This window comes from Arthrobacter agilis, from assembly GCF_030816075.1.
Classification (GTDB): Bacteria; Actinomycetota; Actinomycetes; order Actinomycetales; family Micrococcaceae; genus Arthrobacter_D; species Arthrobacter_D agilis_E.
The window spans coordinates 2291627-2311837 of sequence record NZ_JAUSXO010000001.1 but is presented as its reverse complement, the minus strand read 5'-3'; the positions used below and the strand labels follow the sequence as shown (position 1 = coordinate 2311837).

Genomic DNA, 20211 nt, shown 5'->3' with positions numbered 1-20211 from the left:
CGCACGCGATGTGGTCGGCGACCAGCTGGCCCGTGAGTCTCAGGACGGGCTCCCTCGTCCTGAGGCCCATCCGCCACCGGGACAAGGCAGCCTGGACGGCGTTGCGGCAGCGCAACGCCCGCTGGCTCGCGCCCTGGGAGGCCTCCAATCCGGATCCCGAGGGTTTCCTGCCCACCTACCACCAGATGGTGCGGTCGCTCACCCTGCAGGCGCGGTCGGGGTCGGCGCTCCCGTTCCTCATCACGGAGCAGCCCGAGGGTTCGCGGGATGCGCGGCTGGTGGGCCAGCTGACTGTCTCGGGGATCACCTGGGGTTCGGCGTTGTCGGCGACCCTCGGGTACTGGGTGGACGCCGAGCGGGCCGGCCGGGGGATCGCACCGACGGCCGTGGCCCTGGCCACCGACTACTGCTTCGGGGACCTCGGCCTGCACCGCATGGAGATCAACATCCGGCCCGAGAACGCAGCGAGCCTCCGTGTCGTCGAGAAGCTGCACTTCCGCGACGAGGGCCTGCGGCCCCGGTACCTGCACATCGCCGGGCAGTGGGCGGATCACCGGAGTTTCGCGCTCACGGCGGAGGAGGTCCCGCGCGGCCTGCTGGCCCCCTGGCTCGAGAGCGGCCGGTCGCACCGCGGGTGATCCGACGGTCGAATGCCGCGGCAAGCATATTCGGGTCCGACACACCGAGGACAATGCGGTGACGCGGTACCAAGTGTCCTACGGTTCTAGGTGTGGTCTTCTCCCTGGATAGCTCGTTGGTGCTCGCCGCAATCGTCGGACTGTGGCTGCTCTGGGTGGCCCCTTCCGTCCTCAGGAGGACCGTGCCGGCATCAGCCGGAAGCTCACACCGATCGCCACGAGCCGGGACCCGCCGTCCCGCAGGGAGCATGATGACCATGACCACGCCACAGGACGACGCACACACCACGGAACCCACCCGGGTCCTGCCCGCCGCCGCCGAGGAGTTCCCGGCCGGGGAGTTCGCGGCCGGGGAGCCGACGGCCCTGCCGGACCCCGCGCCCGCCGCCACGCCGACCTTCAGGCCGCGGTGGGGACGCATCGGTGTCGCGCTCGTCGGCCTCGCGGCCCTGCTGGTCACGCTGGTGACCCTCGTGCTGGCCGTGTTCGGCGTCGTGTCCGTCGTCGTCCCCCTGGCATCGGTGGTCGTGGCCGCGGCCGCCGTCGCAGTGCTCAGGATGCTCGCGGTCCGCGCCCGCCGCGCCCGCGTCGACCAGGCGTTCCTCGATGCCATGGCGCCCGTCCACGTCGCCGAGCCCGCACCGCCCGTGGCGCCGGCTGCGCCCGCAGCCCCCCGCCGGCCCACCACCCTGTTCGATGCCGAGGAGGCCGTGACGCGGCGCCTCACCCCCATGGAACTGCGCACCGCCGCGCTCGCCGTGGCGCACGGCTCCTCCGTGCTGGACGTCCGGGGCATGTCCGTGCCGGCCGAGGCGGACGCCGCAGCCGGCGAGGACGTCGCCGCCGCGCCGGCCGTCACACCGGACTGGGCGCCCGTGGAAGTCCCCCGGCCCACCTACGTCGATGCGGCCAAGGCAGAACGCCAGGCGCCCGCCCCGCTCGATCTCCCCGAAGCCCCGAAGCCGACCTCCCGGACTCCCATCAAGGCCTCCGAGGCCGCTGCGCGCATTGCCGCGAACGACACGGTGGGCGACGCCGCCGAGGCAGCCCCCGCAACGGGCCGCATCAACCTCGACGACGTCCTGCAGCGCCGGCGCGCCTGACCGGTCATCAGCTGGGGAACCGGACACCGGTCCACCCCCGAAGGCATCTCCCGGGGGCCGCATGAAGGCGAGGCAGGCGCGCATCGTCCGCGAGCAGGAGACCATGGCGCTCCTGGAATCGGATGCGCCGTCGGATCTCCTGCACCGGACCCTCGCCGCTGCGGGCTGGGCACTCGAGTCCTGGCAGCTCGGCTCCCTCCACCACCGGCCCGGAGCGGGCGTGACAGGCGTCTACGCCGTGACGGTGCGCCCGGCCCGGAGCGCCTCCGGCCGTAAAGGTCGCACCTCGCCGCCACCCGCCTACGCCTGCATCACCTCCTGCGCCATCCCGCACGCCGCGGACGGCGTCGTGGTCTTCCACCGTCGGGGCGCGGACCCCCTGACCGTCTGGGTGCATCCCGCCGATCCGCTCCTGCCCGGACTCCCGCTGGCCCTCGACCAGGACCGCGTCACAGCCCTCGCCTTCGGCCCCGGTCACGTGCCCGGCGAGACGGGACTCGACCTCCGCAGCTATCGGCCGCTGCGCCGCGCCGTGATCCGCGCGGACAACGGCGGGGACCGCCGCTACCTGAAGGTGCTGCGCCGTCATGCTGCGGGAGGCCTCGCGGACCGGCACCGGATGCTGCGGGCCGCCGGGGTCCCGGCGCCCGCCCTCGCGGGAGACCCGGTGCAGGACGTCGTCGCCATGCACCCTGCGCCGGGCACGCCGCTCGCCGACCTGCTCATGCGGGACGGCGCGGCCGATGTGGATCCGCACGAACTCGTCGCGGTCCTGAGGTCGCTGCCGTCGGCGGTGCTGGCCCTCCCCGTACGCCCGCCGTGGGCCGCACGGGTCCGCGACTACGGCGAGGGCGCGGTGGCCGCCCTGCCGGAGCAGTCCGCCCGGATCCGTCGGCTCGCCGAGGGCATCGATGAGGCGGTCCGCACGAGCGACGGCGGCCCGCTCGTGCCCACCCACGGGGACTTCTACGAGGGCAACCTCCTCATCACCGGCGGCGCGGTGTCGGGGCTGCTGGACGTCGATGCGCTCGGCCCCGGACGCCTCGTGGACGATCTCGCGTGCTTCCTCGGCCACCTGGCCGTCCTGCCGGGCCTGCATCCCGGCTACACGCACGTGCCACAGGCGCTGCTGCGGTTCCTGCGGGCCTTCGACGAGCATGTCGACCCCGCGGCGCTCAGGAGCCGGGCGGCAGCGGTGAGCCTCACACTGGTCGCGGGGGCGCGGCGGGACGCGGCGGACGACGCCGGCGCCGGCGAGGCGCTGTCCCGCCTCGAGGTCGCCGAGCAGTTCCTCACGGAGGCGCGCGCGCTCGGGGCGCCGCGCGCGAGGGGCGCCTAGTCGCCGCTCGGTTCCGCCCGCGTCCTCATGACCAGCACCGGCGTGCCGTCCGCATCCGACGCCTCGAGCTGCACGGAGACGGCGAGGCCTGCCAGCGAGTCCAGGTGGGTGCCGCCGCACGGGATCTCCGCACGTTCGCCCGGCAGCTCGCAGACCCACCGGCGCCGGTCCGTGAGACCCGGTCCGTCCGCCGCGATGCCGATCGGCGCACCCGTCGCCGTCCATGTCGCGAGGGTCGCGTTCACGGCCGCCGCGATCGCGGCCGGGTCCAGGTCCTCGACGCTGAAGCCCTTCCGCCGGAGGGACTTGCCCAGCCGGTACGTGTCGACGGAGCCGAACTCGCCGATCGCGGTCGTGTCGACGGCCAGCGCATCGAAGTTGGGCGCGCCGAGGGCATCCGCGGGCACGTCCTTCTTCCAGCGGTCCGCCAGCGCTCGGTTGAGGGCGAGGGAGGCGAGGTGGCAGCCGGTGTGCCCGGCGGACACCGCCGCCCGGTAGGCGGCGTCGACCCGGACGACGACGTCGTCGCCCACCGCCGGTGCGTCCGCGTCGGTGAGGTGCGCGACGACGAACGCCCAGCCCTCGGTGCCCTTGCGGACCGGCGACTCGGCGCCGAGGTACAGGGTGGTGCCGTCCGTGGCGCCGACCACGCAGTCGGTCACCGGCCAGGCGGCCCCGTCTGCCCGGAGCTCCCCGCGATCGGGGCCCTGGTCCGGCCAGGCGGAGTCGACGGGGTGGAAGGCCGTGGTGTCCAGGAGCACGGCGTGCCGGCCGTCGTCGCGGGTCTCGACGTGCAGCACGCGCGAGACGGAATCGACGGCGCCCTGCGGATAGGTGACGCGGGTGTCGGTGGTGGGCAGGGCCATGGAGGTCTCCTCGGGTAGCGCGGGTCGGGTCGGGCATGCGGGTAGGTTGGCCGGTCGGGCGGGTCGGGCGGGTCGGGCGGGTCGGGCGTGCGGGTCGGGTCGGGCGTGCGGGTCGGGCGTGCGAGTCGGTCGCTGGTCAGGCGTCGGCAGGACGCTGCGCGAGCCGCTCGAGCAGCGGCTCGACGCGGTACGGGATGTGCTCGTGCAGGGCGAGCACCGTCTCGGTGCGGATGACGCCCTTGATCTTCAGGACCGAGCGCAGGGCGGCCTGCAGGTGGTGGGTGTCCGTCGCGGCCACCCGGCACCAGACGTCGCCCCGCCCCGAGATCTCGTGCACCTCGAGGACCTGGTTGAGGGTGCGCAACCCGGCGATGACGCCGTCGAGCTCGCGGTGCGCCACCTCGATGGTGATGAAGGCGACCACGTCGTACCCGAGCGCCTCGAGGTCGAGCTCTCGTCCGCTGGTGCGGAGGATCCCCGCCCGGAGCAGCCGGCGGATCCGGGTCTGCGCCGTGTTGCGGGCCACCCCGAGCAGTTCGCCCAGCTCGCTCACCTGGGCGCGCGGATCCCGCACCAGTTCGAGCAGCAGGCGCAGGTCCAGCCTGTCCAGTTTGCTCATGAAGCCCACTTCCCGTCAGTCGTCCCGATCCGTGTTGCGCACGACGCTCAAAAAAGACGTGCGTGACCCCCCAGGGCGTGCAATCCACCTCATCCTATAGAAGTCCGGGCCCGACCCCGCTCGGAGAAGCGCCTACTGTTGGCGCGTGCGAGCGAGGAGAAGTGGCATGAGCGTCATCAACGAGCTGCGGATGCGGCCGGCATCCGCCGAGCGCCGCAGCTGGGACGCATCCCTCGCCGTCCGCCTCGCTCTCGCGGTGACGGTGATCTCCACCCTCCTGATCGGCGCCAACCTCGCCACGCCGCTCTACCCGCTCATCCAGGCGGACCTCGGGCTGACCCCTTTCGCCGTCACCGTCGCCTTCGCGTCCTACGTCATCGCGCTGATCGGCGGACTCGTCCTCGCGGGCCACTGGTCCGACCACATCGGCCGGCGCGCGGCCCTCGTCCTCGCCGTGCTCCTCGGACTGCTCGGGGCCGCTCTCTTCGCCGTCGCCACCTCACTGCCGATGCTGGCGGCAGGCCGCGCCCTCCAGGGCGGTGCCGTAGCCCTGGCCACCGGCGCGAGCGCGGCCGCCCTCCGCGACCTCCTGCCCTCGCGTCCCGACTGGGCATCCCGCTTCACCCTTCTGGCCTCCGCGGGGGGCGTGGCCGCCGGACCGCTGATCGGCGGGCTCCTCTCGCTCCTGCCCGCGCCCACCAGGACGCCGTTCCTGATCTACCTCGTGGTGCTCGCGAGCCTCCTGGTGCCGCTGGTCCTGCTGCGTGCCCGGCCCGCGATCAAACCCGCAACGGGGCAGAATCCGCTGACCGCCCTGCGTCCCCGCCGGCCGGCCGTGTCCCGGGAGGCACGCCGGTCCTTCTGGACGGCGTCGTCCGTCGGATTCCTCAGTTTCGCCGTCTTCGGCTTCACGCTGAGCCTCGCCCCCACCTGGTTCGCGGGGATCGCGGGCACCTCCTCCCGGCCGCTGATCGGCCTCCTCTCGGCCCTCGTGCTCGGATCCTCCGCCGTCAGCCAGCTCCTGTCGCCGCGCGGACGCTTCGTGGTGCCGCTCGGTCTCACGGGCATGGCGCTGGGTGTCGGCCTGCTGCCGGTCGCCGAGGCCACGGGCAGCCTGCCCCTGCTCGTCGGCGCGTGCCTCGTGGCCGGTTTCGGGCAGGGCATGGCCTTCCGCGTGGTGTTCAACGAGGTGTCGGTCAAGGTCGCACCCGCACTGCACGCCCAGACCGTGAGCGCCGTGTACGTCATCACCTACCTCGGCAGCGCCGTGCCCGTCCTCGGCCTCGGTGCTGCCGCCGGGATCTGGGGGCTGGACGCGTCCGTGACGGTGTTCGCGCTCGCGGTCGCCGGGGTCTGCGGGGCGCTCGCCGCCGGCTCGCTCGTCGTCCGGCTCCGCGCCGCCCGCTGACCCCGGGCCGGTTCGCGGGTCGCAGCGGCGGTGCCGGCACCGGCGGGAGCGCCGGCCGGCAGCACGTACGCCGCGGCCGGTCGGGGATTCCGCCGGCGGACCTCCGGGCGATACCCGCTGTTTGTACGCTGTAGGGATGAGCAGCCCGTCGTCACCCCAGCCGTCCCCCGCTCCCACCGGCGCCGATCCTCGTGCGGCCGCCGGAGAGGGGGCGCTCGTCGTCGGCCTCGACATCGGCGGGTCGAAGACCCACGGAGCGCTGTGGCGGGACGGGATCCTCGTCGCCGAGGCCAGGGCCGGCAGCGCCAACGTCCAGAACGTGACGCGGGAGGACGCCGCCCGCAGCCTCGGCGAGCTGTTCCGCGACCTCCTGTCCACCGAGCCGTCCGGGAGGATCGGGCGGGTCGTCGCCGGTTCCGGGGGAGTCGACACCGAGGCGGACGCCGACCGGCTGCGCGCCCTGATCGCGCCGCACGCGCCGGGAGCCGCGATCGACGTCGTCCACGACACGCGCCTCATCCTCGCGGCCGGGGGAGCGCGGGCGGGCATCGCCGTCATCGCCGGCACCGGGTCGGTGGCCTGGGGCGTCACGGAGGACGGCCGCCAGGCACGCTCGGGAGGCTGGGGCTACCTCCTGGGCGACGAGGGCAGCGGCTACTGGGTGGCCCGCGAGGCGGTACGGCGGGCACTGCACCGGCATGACGTCGGGCTCCGCCCCGACACCCTCGACGCCGCCGTCCTGGCACTGAACGGCGTCACCACGCCCACCGAACTGATCGGGCTGTTCCACTCCGGGGCCGGCCGCACGTACTGGGCAGCACAGTCGAGGGCCGTGTTCGACGCGGCGCAGGACGGTCACGAGGACGCCGCAGCGATCGTCGACCAGGCAGCGGCCGATCTCACGCGCCTCATCCTCGACGTCGCCTCCGTGATCGGCATCCCGGGTCCCGTGGTGCTCGGCGGCGGTCTCGCGATGCATCAGCCGGCCCTGCAGGCGCGCCTGCGGGACCGTCTTGCGGCCGCGGACATCACCCGGGTGGTGTTCCTCGAGGAGGATCCCGTCAAGGGTGTCCGCTTCCTGATGGCGGGGTAGGCGGGCCGGGTGCCGGCGGCGCGGAAGGTGGCGGACGGAAATTGACCGACCCGAGACCCATATGCGGTCTTGCCTGCTCCGAACACACGGTTAGACTCAGAACCTCCGACAGCTTGAACTGACCGCTGCGCCCCCGCCCAGCGGCATCCAGACGGCAAGCCGGACCCGCATTCGTGCGGCCCGCGGGCGCAGCCCGGCCGAGAAGCTCCTGCCAGGAAAGGCACAGCTGCCATGACACCCGCCGAGCAGGCTTCGAGCCGCCCCATGATCGAGTTCCACGACGTCACCAAGACCTACGACGGCGGACGTCCCGCCGTCGAGGACCTCTCCATCGAGATCGACCGCGGGAGGATCACGGTCTTCGTGGGCCCCTCCGGCTGCGGCAAGACCACCTCCCTGCGCATGATCAACCGCATGGTGGAACCCACCTCCGGGCAGATCCTCCTCGACGGCCAGGACATCGGCCGGCAGAAGGCCGCGGAACTGCGCCGCTCCATGGGGTACGTCATGCAGTCCTCCGGGCTGCTGCCGCACCGGACGGTCCTCGACAACATCGCGACCGTCCCCCGCCTCAACGGCGTCGGGAAGGCCGAGGCGCGCAGGCGCGCCTCCGAGCTGCTCGACGTCGTCGGGCTCGCCTCCGACCTCGGCCGCCGGTACCCCGTGCAGCTCTCCGGCGGGCAACAGCAGCGTGTGGGTGTGGCCCGGGCCCTCGCGGCGGACCCGCCCGTGCTCCTCATGGATGAGCCCTTCAGCGCCGTGGACCCCGTGGTCCGCGCCGAACTGCAGGAGGAACTGCTGCGCCTGCAGCGGGACCTCGCGAAGACGATCGTCTTCGTCACGCACGACATCGACGAGGCCACCATCCTCGGGGACAAGGTCGCGGTGTTCGCGGTGGGCGGGCGCCTGGCGCAGTTCGCCGCTCCCGAGGAGATCCTGAGGGCCCCCGTGGACGATTTCGTGGCCGGCTTCGTGGGCCGCGACCGCGGGTTCCGCCACCTCTCCTTCCAGGACGGCGACGGCGTCGCCATCCACCCCGTCGAGACCATCGACTCCGACCGCCTCGCCGATCCGACCGTCCCGGTGCACTCACCGTGGACGCTGCTGGTCGACACCGAGGGACGCCCGCACGGTTGGGTGCCGCAGGCCAGCCGCGCAGGCTTCACGCGGCAGGCGGACGCCGTACCCGGCGGCTCCCTCTACACGCGGGGCGACTCGCTGCGCCGCGCCCTCGACGCCGCCCTCTCCTCGCCCTCGGGCCTCGGGGTGGCGGTCGACGACGACGGACGCGTCGTCGGCGTCGTCCGCGCCGCGGAGGTCTTCGGCCTCATCGAGGCCGCGAGGCTCGGCCGGGGCCGCGCCGAGCACAATACGGCGGTCTGACCATGGACTGGTTCCTCTCCAACCTCGACTTCATCTGGCTGCACACCCGGCTCCACCTCTTCCAGGCGATCATCCCGCTGCTGCTCGGCGTCCTCGTCGCCGTGCCGCTGGCCCAGCTCGCCCGGCTCAACCCGGTGGTCGGGTCGGTGCTGCTGACCGGCTCCTCCATCCTCTACACCATCCCGTCGCTGGCGATGTTCGTGTTCCTCCCGGTGATCCTCGGGACCAAGGTGATCGATCCGGTCAACGTGATCGTGGCGCTGTCCGTCTACGCCTTCTCCCTGCTCGTCCGGTCCACGCTCGACGCCCTCGACTCCATCGACGACGGGGTCCGGCAGGCCGCCGTCGCCATGGGCTACACGCCCGTGCGCCGGTTCCTCACCGTGGACCTCCCGCTGTCGCTGCCCGTGCTGTTCGCGGGCCTGCGCGTCGTCTCGGTCACCAACATCTCCCTCGTCAGCGTCGGCGCCCTCATCGGGGTGCCGAGCCTCGGGACGCTGTTCACCGACGGGCTCTTCCGGTCCTTCCCGACGGAGATCGCCGTAGGGATCGCGATCATCCTCCTGCTGGCCCTCGTCCTGGACCTCGCACTCGTGCTCACCGAACGGCTGCTGACGCCCTGGGCGCGCAGGGCCCGCTCCGGTAGCACCGGCGGCTCCGCCGACGACGCCGTCGCGCTCGAGGCGAAGGTGGCGGGCGCCTGATGGACTACTCGAGCACCAACCTCTTCGTCCAGATGTGGGAGTGGCTGACCGCGCCCGAGAACTGGGAGGGCGAGCGCGGCATCCCCACCCGCGTCGTCGAGCACCTCGGCTTCACCGGGCTGACCATGGTGATCGCGCTCGCGATCGCCGTGCCGATCGGCCTCTACGTCGGCCATACCGGACGCGGCCGCGTCGTCATCGTCTCCGGCGTCGGCATCCTCCGTGCCCTCCCGACCCTCGGCATGGTGTTCCTGTTCACGCTGCTCGCGGGGCTCGGGCTGATGCCGCCCATCTGGGCGCTGGTCCTGCTCGCCGTCCCGCCACTGCTGAGCGGCATCTATGCGGGCATCGCCTCGGTGAACCGCACCGTGGTGGACGCCGCGCGCAGCATGGGCATGGGCGAGCTGCAGATCCTGTTCAGGGTCGAGGTGCCCAACGGCCTGCAGGTCATCCTCGGCGGGGTCCGCGCGGCCGTCCTGCAGGTCATCGCGACGGCAGCTGTCGTCGCCTTCATCAACCTCGGCGGGCTCGGGGTGTTCCTCGTCGAAGGGACCCAGCTCGCCGACTACGGGCGCCTCTTCGGCGGCGCCGTCGTCATCACCGTCCTCGCGATCGCCGTCGATCTGCTGTTGGGCCTGGTGCAGCGACTCGCCATCCCGCCGGGCCTCCGGGCATCCGGTCCACCCAGAACCAGAGAATCCGGTCGGCAGAAGGCCGTCGCCGGAGCACAAGGAGGAACACCATGAAGAACCTGTCAGCGCAACGCGCCACCCGGCGCGCTTTGATCGGACTGGCCGGTGGCCTGACGGCCGCGCTGGCGCTGAGCGCCTGCGGTGCGGACAGCGATCCCCAGGGCGCGGCGGAGAACACCGCCAGCGCCGCCGGCGGATCCGTCGTCATCGGTTCCGCGGACTTCCCCGAGAGCCAGGTCATCGCCGAGATCTATGCCGGGGCGCTCAAGGCCGCCGGCGTCGAGGCGACGACGAAGCCCAACATCGGGTCGCGCGAGATCTACTACTCCGCCCTCGAGGACGGGTCGATCGACATCCTGCCCGAATACGGCGGCAACCTGCTCCTCTTCGCCGATCCCGCTGCCACCGCCGCGTCCGCCGACGACATCCTGGCGGCCCTGCCCGACGCACTCGCCGCCAAGTCGCCGGACGTGAAGCTCGGCGTGCTCGAGCCGTCGAAGGCCGAGGACAAGGACGCGCTCGTCGTCACCGCTGCGACGGCCGAGAAGTACAGCCTCGAATCCATCGAGGACCTCGCGAAGGTCTGCGGCGAGATCACCATCGGCGCCCCGAGCACCTTCCAGGAGCGTGCGTACGGCCTGCCCGGCCTCAAGGAGAAGTACAACTGCGAGCCCGGCGGCTTCGAGGCGATCAACGACGGCGGCGGGGACATCACCCTGCAGGCGCTGCTGAACGACGACGTGCAGGCCGCGGACATCTACACCACGACGCCGTCGATCGAGGACAACGACCTCGTGGTCCTCGAGGATCCGAAGGACAACTTCATCGCGCAGCAGGTGCTCCCGCTCGTGAACACCGACACCGTCAGCAGCCAGGCCCAGGACGTCCTCAACAAGGTGTCCGCCCAGCTGACCACCGAGGACCTCCTCTCGCTGAACCGCGAGGTCAGCGGTTCCGAGAAGCGCAACCCGGCGGACGCGGCAGCGGACTGGCTGTCCGAGAAGGGACTCGCGGGCTGATCCTCGGTCCGGGTGCTCCGCAGGGGCCCGGCACGCGGCGTCTTTCTGCCGCGTCCCGGGCCCCTGCTGTGGCATCCTGATCCAATGGCCACCTACACGCAGTCGGAAAAGCTCCGGAACGTCCTCTACGACATCAGGGGGCCGCTGCTCGAACACGCCATGACCATGGAGGCCCAGGGCCACCGGATCCTCAAGCTCAACATCGGCAACCCGGCGCCCTTCGGCTTCGAGGCACCGGACGCCATCCTCGTGGACATGATCCGCAACCTGCCCAAGTCGCAGGGCTACAGCGACTCGCGGGGTATCTTCTCGGCACGCACCGCCGTCGTGCAGTACTACCAGAGCCGGGGCATCACCTCGATCGACGTCGACGACGTCTACCTCGGCAACGGCGTCAGCGAGCTCATCACGCTCTCGATGCAGGCGCTGCTCAACACCGGCGACGAGATCCTCATCCCCACGCCCGACTACCCGCTGTGGACGGCGTCCGTGGCGCTCGCCAGCGGCACCCCCGTGCACTACCTCTGCGACGAGGACAACCACTGGTGGCCGGACCTCGAGGACATGGCCTCGAAGATCACGCCCAACACCAAGGGCATCGTCCTCATCAACCCGAACAATCCGACGGGCTCTGTGTACCCACGGCCCATCCTCGAGGCGATCGTGCGGCTGGCACGGGAGCACGGGCTCATCATCTTCGCGGACGAGATCTACGAGAAGATCCTCTACGACGACGCCGTGCACATCAATGCCGCCTCGGTGACGGGCGACGACGTCCTCTGCCTCACCTTCAGCGGGCTGTCCAAGGCGTACCGCATCGCCGGGTTCCGCAGCGGCTGGATGGCGATCTCCGGGCCCAAGCGTGACGCCGCGAACTACATCGAGGGCATCAACCTCCTGGCCAACATGCGCCTGTGCGCCAACGTGCCCGCGCAGCACGCGATCCAGACGGCCCTCGGCGGGTACCAGAGCATCAACGACCTCATCCTGCCCGGAGGACGCCTCAAGCAGCAGCGCGACAAGGCGGCCCAGATGCTGAACGCCATCGACGGCGTGAGCTGCGAGGTGGCGCAGGGGGCCCTGTACCTCTTCCCGAAGCTCGACCCCGAGGTGTACCCCATCAAGGACGACGAGAAGTTCGCGCTCGATCTGCTCAAGCAGCAGAAGATCCTGATCTCGCACGGCAGCGCCTTCAACTGGGTGCACACCGACCACTTCCGGATGGTCACGCTGCCGAGTGTGGAGGTCATCGAGGACGCCATCGGACGGCTCGCCGATTTCCTGTCCACCTACAAGCCCTGACCGTTCCGGCCACGCCGGCCCCACCAGCAGGAGGACCCATGGCATCCACCACCGCCCCGAGCGTCGCCTCGATGACCGAGATGCGCCGGCTCCTCCTGGCCGGGCCGGACTTCTCGCTCGCGTCCGTCGACCCGGACTCCACCCCGGGGTTCGACGGCGGGAAGGCGCAGGGCAAGGCGGCGCTGGCCGACGGGGCGGAGGCACTGTCGTCGCTGCAGGAGAAGCTGTTCGCGGAGAGCCGGGCCGGGAGCGAGATCGCCGTCCTGCTCGTCCTGCAGGGCATGGACACCTCGGGCAAGGGAGGGATCGTCCGCCACGTCATGGGGCTCGTGGACCCGCAGGGCGTGCAGCACCACGCCTTCAAGGCGCCCACGGACGAGGAGCAGCAGCACGACTTCCTCTGGCGTGTCCGCCGGCAGCTGCCGGCAGCGGGCCTCATCGGGGTGTTCGACCGCTCCCACTACGAGGACGTCCTGATCCACCGGGTACGCGGACTGTCGCCCGCCGCCGAGGTGGAGCAGCGGTACGCGGCCATCCAGGAGTTCGAGGGCGAGGTGACCGCGTCCGGGACACGGGTGCTGAAGGTGATGCTCCACATCGGCAAGGACGAGCAGAAGGCCCGCCTCGCGGAGCGCCTCGACCGGAAGGACAAGTACTGGAAGTACAACCCGGGCGACGTCGACGAGCGCGCCTACTGGGACCAGTACCAGGAGGCGTACCAGGTGGCGATCGAACGGACGAGCACCGCCGACGCGCCCTGGTACGCGGTCCCCGCCGACCGCAAATGGTACGCGCGGCTCGCCGTCCAGCACCTGCTCACCGCCACCCTGGAGGACATGCAGCTGAGCTGGCCGCGGGCGGCCTTCGACGTCGAGGCCGAGAAGCGGCGCCTCGCGGCCAGCTGAGCGGTCCTGCACCCCCGCCGGCGCGGTCCGAGGACGCGGACCGCTCCTGACCGCATCTGCTTCTAGCCTTGAGGCTCCACCACCATCACGGAGGCCATCATGGACTGGAAGATCGAACTCATCGGAGTGCCCGTCAGCGACGTGGACCGTTCCATCGCTTTCTACCGGGACCAGGTGGGGTTCGTGCTGGACCACGACCACCGCGTGAGCGAGGGGCTCCGGTTCGTGCAGTTCACGCCGCCCGGATCCGCCTGCTCCATCGCGTTCGGCGAGGGTATCAGCGACATGGCACCGGGCTCGCTGCGCGGCATCCAGGTCGTCGTGGCCGATGCGGCGCAGGCGCGGGCCGACCTGGTTGGGCGCGGGGTGGAGGCATCGGAGGTCGACGAGCAGCCGTGGGGCAGGTTCGTGTATTTCGCCGATCCCGACGGCAACGGGTGGGCGCTGCAGGAGATTCTCGCCCGGGGGTGATCGGGCGCAGGCAGGCGCGGGGATCGTCGGGTGCCTGCCCCGGGCGTCGTGTCCGGGGCAGGCCGTCCGCGCCGCTGGAGGACTCCTGGTCCTGGGGGACTACTGGCGCTGAGGGGCTACTGGCGCTCGGCTTTGTCCCGCGCCGCCGCCAGCCGCACCTTGGCACCCTCCAGCCACGCCTCGCACCGGTCCGCCAGGGCTTCACCGCGCTCCCACAGGGCCAGGGACTCCTCGAGGCTCACGCCCCCGGCCTCGAGCCGGGCGACGACGGCGACGAGTTCCTCCCGTGCCTGCTCGTAGGACAGGGCGTCGATGTCGGCCCGCTGCGGCTCCTGCTTGCTGTTGTCCGTCATCGTGTCTTCCTCGTCTGGCGGGTACCGGGTACCCGGATCGTCGTGTGCTCGGCTGAAAGGCCACGGGCAGGGCGCGCTGTGCAGTGCGGTGGATCGCCGACGGCGCCGGCGGGCCCTGCGCCCTCGCCGGTCACGACGGTTCCCCGGACGGTGGCTTCGCGACCGCCGTGAACTGCCCTCCGGCGACCCTGATCCTCAGGGCATCCCCGCTTCCGACGTCGTCGGGCGCCCGCACCACGTGCCCGTCCGACCGCTGGACGACGGCGTACCCGCGGTCCAGGGTCTTCTGGGGCGACAGCGAGCGCACCCGCTCCCGCAGGTGGTGGACCGCGTCGGCGTCGCGCTCCACCAGGGCGGAGATGGAGCGCAGTGCACGGGAGCGGAGGCGCTCGACGTCGGCCTCGCGCACATCGATCATCCCTTCCGGCTTCGCGAGGGACGGCCGGGAGCGCAGGTTCGCGAGGCTCTCGCTCTCGCGGTGGACGAGGACCCGGATGGACCGCTCCAGGGCCGCCCGCGCCTGCCTGATCCGCCCGAGCTCCTCCGTGACGTCCGGGACCACGCGCTTCGCGGCGTCGGTCGGCGTCGAGGCGCGGAGATCGGCCACTTCGTCGAGCAGGGGGCGATCTGCCTCGTGGCCGATAGCGCTGACCACGGGCGTGGCGGCCCGCGCGACGGCCCGGACGAGCGACTCGTCGCTGAACGGGAGGAGGTCCTCGAGTGCGCCGCCGCCGCGGGCGATGATGATGACGTCGACCCGCGGATGGGCGTCCAGCTCGGCGAGGGCCGCGGAGACCTGCGCGACGCTGCTGACGCCCTGGACGGCGACCTCGCGCACCTCGAACTCGACGGCGGGCCAGCGCAGGGCAGCGTTGCGCATGACGTCCTTCATGGCGTCGGAATCGCGCCCGGTGATGAGCCCGATCCGGTGGGGGAGGAGCGGCAGCGGCTTCTTGCGGGCTGGCGAGAACAGCCCCTCGGCGGCCAGCGCCTGCCGCAGCCGTTCGATACGCGCGAGGAGGTCACCGATGCCCACGGGACGGATGTCGATGGTCTGCATCGACAGGCGCCCCGTCTTGATCCAGAAGTCCGGTTTGAGGCGGGCGACGACGCGCGAGCCCCGCTCCAGGGGGCCGGACACCCGCTCCATCACCGAGCCGTAGACCGACAGGGACAGGGAGACCTCCGTGTCGACGTCGCGCAGCGTGATGTAGCACATGGTCGCGCGCCGGTTCAGTTCGATGACCTGTCCCTCGACCCACGCGGCCGGGGCGCGGTCGATGTGCGCCTTGAGCTTCTCGGACAGCAGGTGCAGCGGCCACGGGGCGTCGGGGGAGGTCTCGGCGGCCGTGGGTGGGATGGTCGAGGTGCGCTGCGCCGGCTCGGAGGCGCCGGCGGTGCGCGCGCGTGTTCCCTCGCTCGTCATGGCTGTCCTGTCCGCGGGGAGTCCGGTGCTCCCGCTGCTGCTCCTCGAAAGTGCACGGTCTATCTCTACCACCCCCGACCCCCACCGGGCCCCGCCGGTCCTCCCTGTGCATTCCGCACATGGAGGGGCGAGGGGCTGCAGGGCGCGACGCGCTGTGTCCGAAGGCGATCGAACCGGCATAATCGTGCACTCGACCTCCACCTAAGGATTCCATGCGGACGCTCCTCTCTGCCCTCCTGGCCCTCCTCGCGCTCGTCGCCACCGCCGGGGGACTGGCATCGGCCTGGATCGCCGGGAATCTCGTCGAGGAATCCGGATTCGTCGCGCTCGCCGCCCCCCTGGGCGACGATCCCGAGTTCCAGGCGGCGCTCGCGGAGTCCCTGGCGCAGGAGGTCACGGCGACGAGCGGGCTGCCGGAGCAGCTACGGTCCTTCGTCGAACCGGTCATCCGTGACGCCGCGGGCGCCGTCACGGGATCGTCCGGCTATCCGGGGGCCTGGACGGAGACCCTGCGCCTGTCCCACGCGTTCACGTTCGCCCAGGCGCCCGACCCCGGCGAGACGGCGCCGGCCGTCCTGACCCTCGACCTCGGGCCTGTCGCGCAGCTCCTCGCGGAGGACGTCGGAGGACGGCTGGGCGTCGACGTGCCCGTCCCGGACGACACCACGATCGACGTCGGCTCCCTCGAACGCGGCGGGTTGCTCAGCGGTGTCGCCGACGCGGTCCAGGGGTGGCGTCTCTACCTCGCGGGGGCGGCGGTGCTGGGCCTGCTGGCCATCGTGGTCGCACGACGGCGCAGCACCACCCTCGCGTTCCTGGGGCTCGGCGTGGCCGGGCTCGGCGTGCTCGGGTTGCTGGCGGTGGACTGGGTGCCGGCAGCGGCGGCCCGGGCTCCCGGGACGAGCGCGCTCGCGGACGTCTTCCTCGGAGGCCTCGCCGGGCGGGCCGGGGCGGACATCGCGGCCTCCAGCATGCCCGTGATCGTCGTGGGCGTCATCGCGTTCGTCCTCGGGGTCGTCGGCCGGCTCGCCGCCGGGCGGCGTAGGGCTTAGCTCACAGCGGAGTGCAGGCCGACCAGCGGGGTCGGGGACGACCGAGCCGGTAGAATCGGACCATGACCAGTACCACCGTTCAGGTCCCCATGCCCACCATCCCGCGCAGGCGCCGTTCCCCCGAGGACGTGCTCGCCGCTGCGCCGGTGACCGGGGAGAAGAGGGTACTGCTCGCCGCCCCCCGCGGTTACTGCGCCGGAGTGGACCGCGCCGTCATCGCCGTCGAGAAGGCACTCGAGCACTACGGGCCGCCCGTGTACGTGCGCAAGCAGATCGTGCACAACCTGCACGTCGTGTCGACGCTCGAGGCCAAGGGCGCCATCTTCGTCGACGAGACCGACGAGGTCCCCGAGGGCGCGCTCGTCGTCTTCTCGGCCCATGGCGTGTCGCCCGCCGTCGTGCAGTCCGCCGAGGACCGCGGCCTGCGCACCATCGACGCGACCTGCCCGCTCGTCACCAAGGTGCACCGCGAGGCGCAGCGCTTCGCACGGGACGACTTCGACATCCTCCTCATCGGCCACGAGGGCCACGAGGAAGTGGAGGGCACCGCGGGTGAGGCCCCCGATCACATCCAGATCGTCAACGGCCCCGAGGACGTCGACAAGGTGCAGGTGCGCGACCCCGAACGGCTCATCTGGCTCTCCCAGACGACCCTGAGCGTCGACGAGACCATGCTGACCGTGAACCTGCTGAAGGAACGCTTCCCCACACTGCAGGATCCGCCCAGCGACGACATCTGCTACGCCACGTCCAACCGGCAGGCCGCGATCAAGAAGATCGCCCCGGAGACCGATCTCGTGATCGTGGTCGGGTCCGCCAACTCCTCGAACTCGGTCCGCCTGGTGGAGGTCGCGCTCGAGTACGGGGCGAAGGCCGCGCACCGCGTCGACTTCGCCAACGAGGTGGACGAGTCCTGGTTCGAGGGCGTCGCGACCGTCGGCATCTCCTCGGGTGCCTCGGTGCCCGAGAATCTCGTCCAGGACGTGCTGCGGCTCCTCGCCGAGTACGGGTACGGGCAGGTCGAGGAAGTCGTGACGGCCCAGGAGGACATCATCTTCTCCCTCCCCAAGGAGATCCGCGCCGCGCTGAAGGCCATGGGTGATTCGACGCCCGCGATCGGCGGTCGGGGCCAGCGGGACCGCACCTCCCTCAACTGACCCGGCCGGTGCACGACGCACCGGACACCGCGCCACGACGGCGGCCCCTCCTCGGAGGGGCCGCCGTCGTCGTCCGGGGACCAGCAGGGTCTGCTGCCACGGAAGCACCCCGGGAATGCCCGGGGCGATCAGCCGGCCGATTCCTCCAGGAGTTCGTGGGCGGTCAGGGAGCGCGGTGTCGCATCGATCGTCGCCGCCCGTTCCGACGCCCCGGGGCTGCCGGCGCGCTGTGCGCGGGCGGCGCCGAGGAGGCTGACATCTGCCCCGGCCGGGCCCTCGGAGCTCCCGGTGGCACCGTCGGCGCCCTCCACCGCGGCCTCGACGGCGTCGAGGGACGCGGAGTCGAAGGCGCCGATGCGGCGCGCGGTCGGGAGCACCCTCGATTCGAGGGCTCCGACGAAGGAGTTGTAGCGCTCCACCGACGTCTTCAGGGACGTCCCGAGACGGGTGACGTGCCCGCCCATGGTGCCGAGCCGCTCGTACAGCTGCTTGGACAGGTCGAACAGTTCCCGGGCGTTGTCGGTGAGCACGGCCTGCCGCCAGCTGAACGCGGCACCCTTGAGGATGCCCAGCAGGGAGACCGGGGACGCGAGCGCAACGCTGCGCGAGAAGGCGTAGTCCAGCAGCTCCGGATCCGCGCGCAGCGCCTCCGAGAGCACGGACTCGACCGGGATGAAGCAGATGACGAGTTCGGGGGAGTTGGCGGCGCCCTCCCAGTACTTCTTCCGCGCGAGCGCGTCGATGTGCGCCCGCAGCGCCTTCGAGTGCTGCTTCAGCAGTTCGCTGCGCCGCGCCCCGTACCCGGCGGCGTCCCCGTCGCCCGGCTCCTCGGCCGATCCCGCCAGCTCCTGCGCCGCGAGGAAGGCGCTCAGCGGCACCTTGGCGTCGATGACCAGCTGCTTGTCCCCCGGGAGCTGGACCACCATGTCGGGGCGGGCCCGCTCCCCGTCGTCGCCCGCGGTGAAGGACACCTGCTCCAGGAAGTCGACGCGCGAGAGCATGCCCGCGGCCTCCACGACGCGCCGCAGCTGCACCTCGCCCCACTGGCCACGCGCGCTGTTGCTGCGCAGGGCACCCGCGAGGGAGTGCGTGGTCGACAGCAGCAGGGCGTCCGCCTCGCGGGACTCCTCGAGCTGCCGGGCGAGCTGCCCGTACTGCTCCACGCGGTCCCGCTCGAGCAGGCCCACCTGCCGCTGGACCTGTGTCAGCTTCTCCGCCACGGGGGCGAGCGCGCGCAGGACGTCGTTGTCCGTGGACGTCTTGCCGGTCAGCTCGCGGTTGTGCTGCTGCAGGAGGTCACGCTGGGCCGCCGCAGCCGCGAGCTCCGTCGTCGTCCTCCCGAGGCGTGCGGTGGCGTCGTCGAGCTCGGTGCGGAGGCCCTCCGCGCGCAGCCGCAGGGTGCGGGCGACCAGGTACGCGCCGACGGCGCAGCCGATCAGGAAGGCGAGGAGGACGAGGAGGACGGCGGTTGTACTCATGCCCACACTGTCGCAGGAACCTCCGACAATCACGTGCGCCGACACCGCCGGACGGTGTGCCGGCGCCCGGTAGACTTGTCTCCCGTGGCTCTTACTATCGGCATCGTCGGACTGCCCAACGTCGGCAAATCAACCCTCTTCAACGCGCTGACGCGCAACAACGTGCTGGCGGCGAACTACCCGTTCGCCACCATCGAGCCGAACGTCGGCGTGGTCAACCTGCCCGACCCCCGCCTCGCGAGCCTCGCCGATGTCTTCGGCTCGCAGCGCATCCTCCCGGCCACCGTGTCCTTCGTCGACATCGCCGGGATCGTCAAGGGCGCCTCCGAGGGGGAGGGCCTCGGCAACCAGTTCCTCGCCAACATCCGCGAGGCGGAGGCGATCGCCCAGGTCATCCGCGTGTTCGACGACCCCGACGTCATCCACGTCGACGGCAAGGTGGACCCGCGCTCCGACATGGAGACCATCAACACCGAACTGATCCTCGCCGACCTGCAGACGCTCGAGAAGGCCATCCCGCGCGTCGAGAAGGAAGTGAAGATCAAGAAGCGCGAGGCCGCGCAGCTCACCGCCATGCAGGCCGCGCAGGCCGTCCTCGAACGCGGCGACACCATCTTCGCGTCGGTCGCGAGCGACAAGCTCGAGATGGAGCACCTCCGTGAGCTCAGCCTGCTCACGGCCAAGCCGTTCATCTACGTCTTCAACGTGGACGACGCCGTGCTCGGCAGCGCCGAGCGCCAGGAGGAGCTGCGGCAGCTCGTGGCCCCCGCCGACGCCATCTTCCTCGACGCCAAGCTCGAGGCCGACCTCGTGGAACTCGACGAGGCCGAGGCCCGCGAGATGCTCGAGATGAACGGCCAGGACGAGTCCGGCCTCGATCAGCTCGCGCGCGTCGGTTTCCACACCCTCGGCCTGCAGACCTACCTCACGGCGGGTCCCAAGGAGAGCCGTGCCTGGACGATCAAGAAGGGTGCGACGGCGCCCGAGGCCGCCGGTGTCATCCACTCCGACTTCCAGCGAGGCTTCATCAAGGCCGAGGTGGTCTCCTTCGGCGACCTCATCGACGCCGGGTCCATGAGCGAGGCGAAGTCCCGCGGCAAGGTCCGTATCGAGGGCAAGGAGTACGTCATGTCCGACGGCGACGTGGTGGAGTTCCGCTTCAACGTCTAGGAACAGCCACTGCGGGTCGGGCCGAGGATGGTG

General features: G+C 71.7%; 20 protein-coding genes. 15 read left to right on the top strand and 5 right to left on the bottom strand.

The features are described 5' to 3' along the window. Positions 1-8: 8 nt before the first annotated feature. The 3 genes from QFZ50_RS10705 to QFZ50_RS10695 all read left to right on the top strand — a co-directional run bounded on the left by QFZ50_RS10705 (position 9) and on the right by QFZ50_RS10695 (position 3080). Positions 9-638 carry a GNAT family N-acetyltransferase gene (locus QFZ50_RS10705; protein ID WP_307084041.1) on the top strand — a complete coding sequence of 210 codons (630 nt, stop codon included), beginning with the start codon at positions 9-11 and terminating at the stop codon, positions 636-638. Between the two features lie 257 nt (positions 639-895). Beyond that, on the top strand, positions 896-1741 hold the full coding sequence (locus QFZ50_RS10700; RefSeq protein WP_307084039.1) for a hypothetical protein: 846 nt from the start codon (positions 896-898) through the stop codon (positions 1739-1741). A gap of 61 nt (positions 1742-1802) precedes the next feature. After that, positions 1803-3080: a phosphotransferase gene (locus tag QFZ50_RS10695; protein ID WP_307084038.1), complete on the top strand. Its 1278-nt coding sequence runs from the start codon at positions 1803-1805 to the stop codon at positions 3078-3080. On the opposite strand, the gene QFZ50_RS10690 is transcribed toward QFZ50_RS10695, so the two are convergent. Both QFZ50_RS10690 and QFZ50_RS10685 read right to left on the bottom strand, forming a co-directional pair. Then, positions 3077-3946, bottom strand: a complete 870-nt coding sequence (locus QFZ50_RS10690; protein WP_307084035.1) for a metal-dependent hydrolase — start codon at positions 3944-3946, stop codon at positions 3077-3079. The genes QFZ50_RS10695 and QFZ50_RS10690 overlap by 4 nt on opposite strands. A gap of 136 nt (positions 3947-4082) precedes the next feature. Next, positions 4083-4565: an Lrp/AsnC family transcriptional regulator gene (locus QFZ50_RS10685; protein WP_307084033.1), complete on the bottom strand. Its 483-nt coding sequence runs from the start codon at positions 4563-4565 to the stop codon at positions 4083-4085. A 166-nt stretch (positions 4566-4731) separates the two neighbouring features. On the opposite strand from QFZ50_RS10685, the gene QFZ50_RS10680 reads away from it, so the two are divergent. The 9 genes from QFZ50_RS10680 to QFZ50_RS10640 all read left to right on the top strand — a co-directional run bounded on the left by QFZ50_RS10680 (position 4732) and on the right by QFZ50_RS10640 (position 13542). Then, positions 4732-5973, top strand: coding sequence for an MFS transporter (locus QFZ50_RS10680; RefSeq protein WP_307084032.1), 1242 nt, complete (start codon positions 4732-4734; stop codon positions 5971-5973). 136 nt (positions 5974-6109) lie between these two features. After that, entirely contained in the window at positions 6110-7066 is a 957-nt protein-coding gene (locus QFZ50_RS10675) for an N-acetylglucosamine kinase (RefSeq protein WP_307084030.1), read from the top strand. 264 nt (positions 7067-7330) lie between these two features. Then, complete coding sequence (locus QFZ50_RS10670; protein ID WP_307086765.1) at positions 7331-8449, top strand: ABC transporter ATP-binding protein; 1119 nt, start codon at positions 7331-7333, stop codon at positions 8447-8449. 2 nt (positions 8450-8451) lie between these two features. Continuing rightward, positions 8452-9153 carry an ABC transporter permease gene (locus tag QFZ50_RS10665; RefSeq protein ID WP_307084028.1) on the top strand — a complete coding sequence of 234 codons (702 nt, stop codon included), beginning with the start codon at positions 8452-8454 and terminating at the stop codon, positions 9151-9153. Beyond that, positions 9153-9899, top strand: a complete 747-nt coding sequence (locus QFZ50_RS10660; protein ID WP_307084026.1) for an ABC transporter permease — start codon at positions 9153-9155, stop codon at positions 9897-9899. The genes QFZ50_RS10665 and QFZ50_RS10660 overlap by 1 nt, the downstream gene beginning before the upstream one ends. Continuing rightward, positions 9896-10864 (top strand): ABC transporter substrate-binding protein, encoded by a 969-nt coding sequence (locus QFZ50_RS10655; RefSeq protein ID WP_307084024.1) that lies wholly within the window; start codon positions 9896-9898, stop codon positions 10862-10864. Before QFZ50_RS10660 ends, QFZ50_RS10655 begins: the two co-directional genes overlap by 4 nt. 84 nt (positions 10865-10948) lie before the next feature. Then, positions 10949-12166: a pyridoxal phosphate-dependent aminotransferase gene (locus QFZ50_RS10650; RefSeq protein WP_307084022.1), complete on the top strand. Its 1218-nt coding sequence runs from the start codon at positions 10949-10951 to the stop codon at positions 12164-12166. 38 nt (positions 12167-12204) lie between these two features. Next, positions 12205-13071 carry a polyphosphate kinase 2 family protein gene (locus tag QFZ50_RS10645; RefSeq protein ID WP_373462264.1) on the top strand — a complete coding sequence of 289 codons (867 nt, stop codon included), beginning with the start codon at positions 12205-12207 and terminating at the stop codon, positions 13069-13071. Between the two features lie 99 nt (positions 13072-13170). Then, a complete protein-coding gene (locus tag QFZ50_RS10640) occupies positions 13171-13542 on the top strand; it encodes a VOC family protein (RefSeq protein WP_307084020.1) in 372 nt (123 codons plus the stop codon). A 116-nt stretch (positions 13543-13658) separates the two neighbouring features. On the opposite strand, the gene QFZ50_RS10635 is transcribed toward QFZ50_RS10640, so the two are convergent. Then, positions 13659-13895, bottom strand: a complete 237-nt coding sequence (locus QFZ50_RS10635) for an exodeoxyribonuclease VII small subunit (RefSeq protein ID WP_307084018.1) — start codon at positions 13893-13895, stop codon at positions 13659-13661. Between the two features lie 130 nt (positions 13896-14025). Then, the gene (gene xseA, locus QFZ50_RS10630) at positions 14026-15321 is read right to left on the bottom strand and encodes an exodeoxyribonuclease VII large subunit (protein WP_307084016.1); all 1296 of its coding nucleotides are present in this window, start codon (positions 15319-15321) and stop codon (positions 14026-14028) included. 212 nt (positions 15322-15533) lie between these two features. Between xseA and QFZ50_RS10625 the strand changes: the two genes are divergently transcribed. Continuing rightward, positions 15534-16373 carry a hypothetical protein gene (locus QFZ50_RS10625; protein ID WP_307084015.1) on the top strand — a complete coding sequence of 280 codons (840 nt, stop codon included), beginning with the start codon at positions 15534-15536 and terminating at the stop codon, positions 16371-16373. Between the two features lie 62 nt (positions 16374-16435). Beyond that, on the top strand, positions 16436-17530 hold the full coding sequence (locus tag QFZ50_RS10620; RefSeq protein WP_307084013.1) for a 4-hydroxy-3-methylbut-2-enyl diphosphate reductase: 1095 nt from the start codon (positions 16436-16438) through the stop codon (positions 17528-17530). Positions 17531-17658: 128 nt separating this feature from the next. Here the strand turns inward: QFZ50_RS10620 and rmuC are convergent, their stop codons facing one another. Continuing rightward, complete coding sequence (rmuC, locus tag QFZ50_RS10615; RefSeq protein WP_307084011.1) at positions 17659-19008, bottom strand: DNA recombination protein RmuC; 1350 nt, start codon at positions 19006-19008, stop codon at positions 17659-17661. 84 nt (positions 19009-19092) lie between these two features. Between rmuC and ychF the strand changes: the two genes are divergently transcribed. After that, positions 19093-20178, top strand: coding sequence for a redox-regulated ATPase YchF (gene ychF, locus QFZ50_RS10610; RefSeq protein ID WP_307084009.1), 1086 nt, complete (start codon positions 19093-19095; stop codon positions 20176-20178). Positions 20179-20211: the final 33 nt, after the last annotated feature.

Bases quoted from the DNA above. Each gene is read 5' to 3' on its own strand.
- QFZ50_RS10705 (WP_307084041.1), top strand. From the start codon at position 9: ATGTGGTCGGCGACCAGCTGGCCCGTGAGTCTCAGGACGGGCTCCCTC.
- QFZ50_RS10700 (WP_307084039.1), top strand. From the start codon at position 896: ATGACCACGCCACAGGACGACGCACACACCACGGAACCCACCCGGGTC.
- QFZ50_RS10695 (WP_307084038.1), top strand. From the start codon at position 1,803: ATGAAGGCGAGGCAGGCGCGCATCGTCCGCGAGCAGGAGACCATGGCG.
- QFZ50_RS10690 (WP_307084035.1), bottom strand. From the start codon at position 3,946: ATGGCCCTGCCCACCACCGACACCCGCGTCACCTATCCGCAGGGCGCC.
- QFZ50_RS10685 (WP_307084033.1), bottom strand. From the start codon at position 4,565: ATGAGCAAACTGGACAGGCTGGACCTGCGCCTGCTGCTCGAACTGGTG.
- QFZ50_RS10680 (WP_307084032.1), top strand. From the start codon at position 4,732: ATGAGCGTCATCAACGAGCTGCGGATGCGGCCGGCATCCGCCGAGCGC.
- QFZ50_RS10675 (WP_307084030.1), top strand. From the start codon at position 6,110: ATGAGCAGCCCGTCGTCACCCCAGCCGTCCCCCGCTCCCACCGGCGCC.
- QFZ50_RS10670 (WP_307086765.1), top strand. From the start codon at position 7,331: ATGATCGAGTTCCACGACGTCACCAAGACCTACGACGGCGGACGTCCC.
- QFZ50_RS10665 (WP_307084028.1), top strand. From the start codon at position 8,452: ATGGACTGGTTCCTCTCCAACCTCGACTTCATCTGGCTGCACACCCGG.
- QFZ50_RS10660 (WP_307084026.1), top strand. From the start codon at position 9,153: ATGGACTACTCGAGCACCAACCTCTTCGTCCAGATGTGGGAGTGGCTG.
- QFZ50_RS10655 (WP_307084024.1), top strand. From the start codon at position 9,896: ATGAAGAACCTGTCAGCGCAACGCGCCACCCGGCGCGCTTTGATCGGA.
- QFZ50_RS10650 (WP_307084022.1), top strand. From the start codon at position 10,949: ATGGCCACCTACACGCAGTCGGAAAAGCTCCGGAACGTCCTCTACGAC.
- QFZ50_RS10645 (WP_373462264.1), top strand. From the start codon at position 12,205: ATGGCATCCACCACCGCCCCGAGCGTCGCCTCGATGACCGAGATGCGC.
- QFZ50_RS10640 (WP_307084020.1), top strand. From the start codon at position 13,171: ATGGACTGGAAGATCGAACTCATCGGAGTGCCCGTCAGCGACGTGGAC.
- QFZ50_RS10635 (WP_307084018.1), bottom strand. From the start codon at position 13,895: ATGACGGACAACAGCAAGCAGGAGCCGCAGCGGGCCGACATCGACGCC.
- xseA (WP_307084016.1), bottom strand. From the start codon at position 15,321: ATGACGAGCGAGGGAACACGCGCGCGCACCGCCGGCGCCTCCGAGCCG.
- QFZ50_RS10625 (WP_307084015.1), top strand. From the start codon at position 15,534: ATGCGGACGCTCCTCTCTGCCCTCCTGGCCCTCCTCGCGCTCGTCGCC.
- QFZ50_RS10620 (WP_307084013.1), top strand. From the start codon at position 16,436: ATGACCAGTACCACCGTTCAGGTCCCCATGCCCACCATCCCGCGCAGG.
- rmuC (WP_307084011.1), bottom strand. From the start codon at position 19,008: ATGAGTACAACCGCCGTCCTCCTCGTCCTCCTCGCCTTCCTGATCGGC.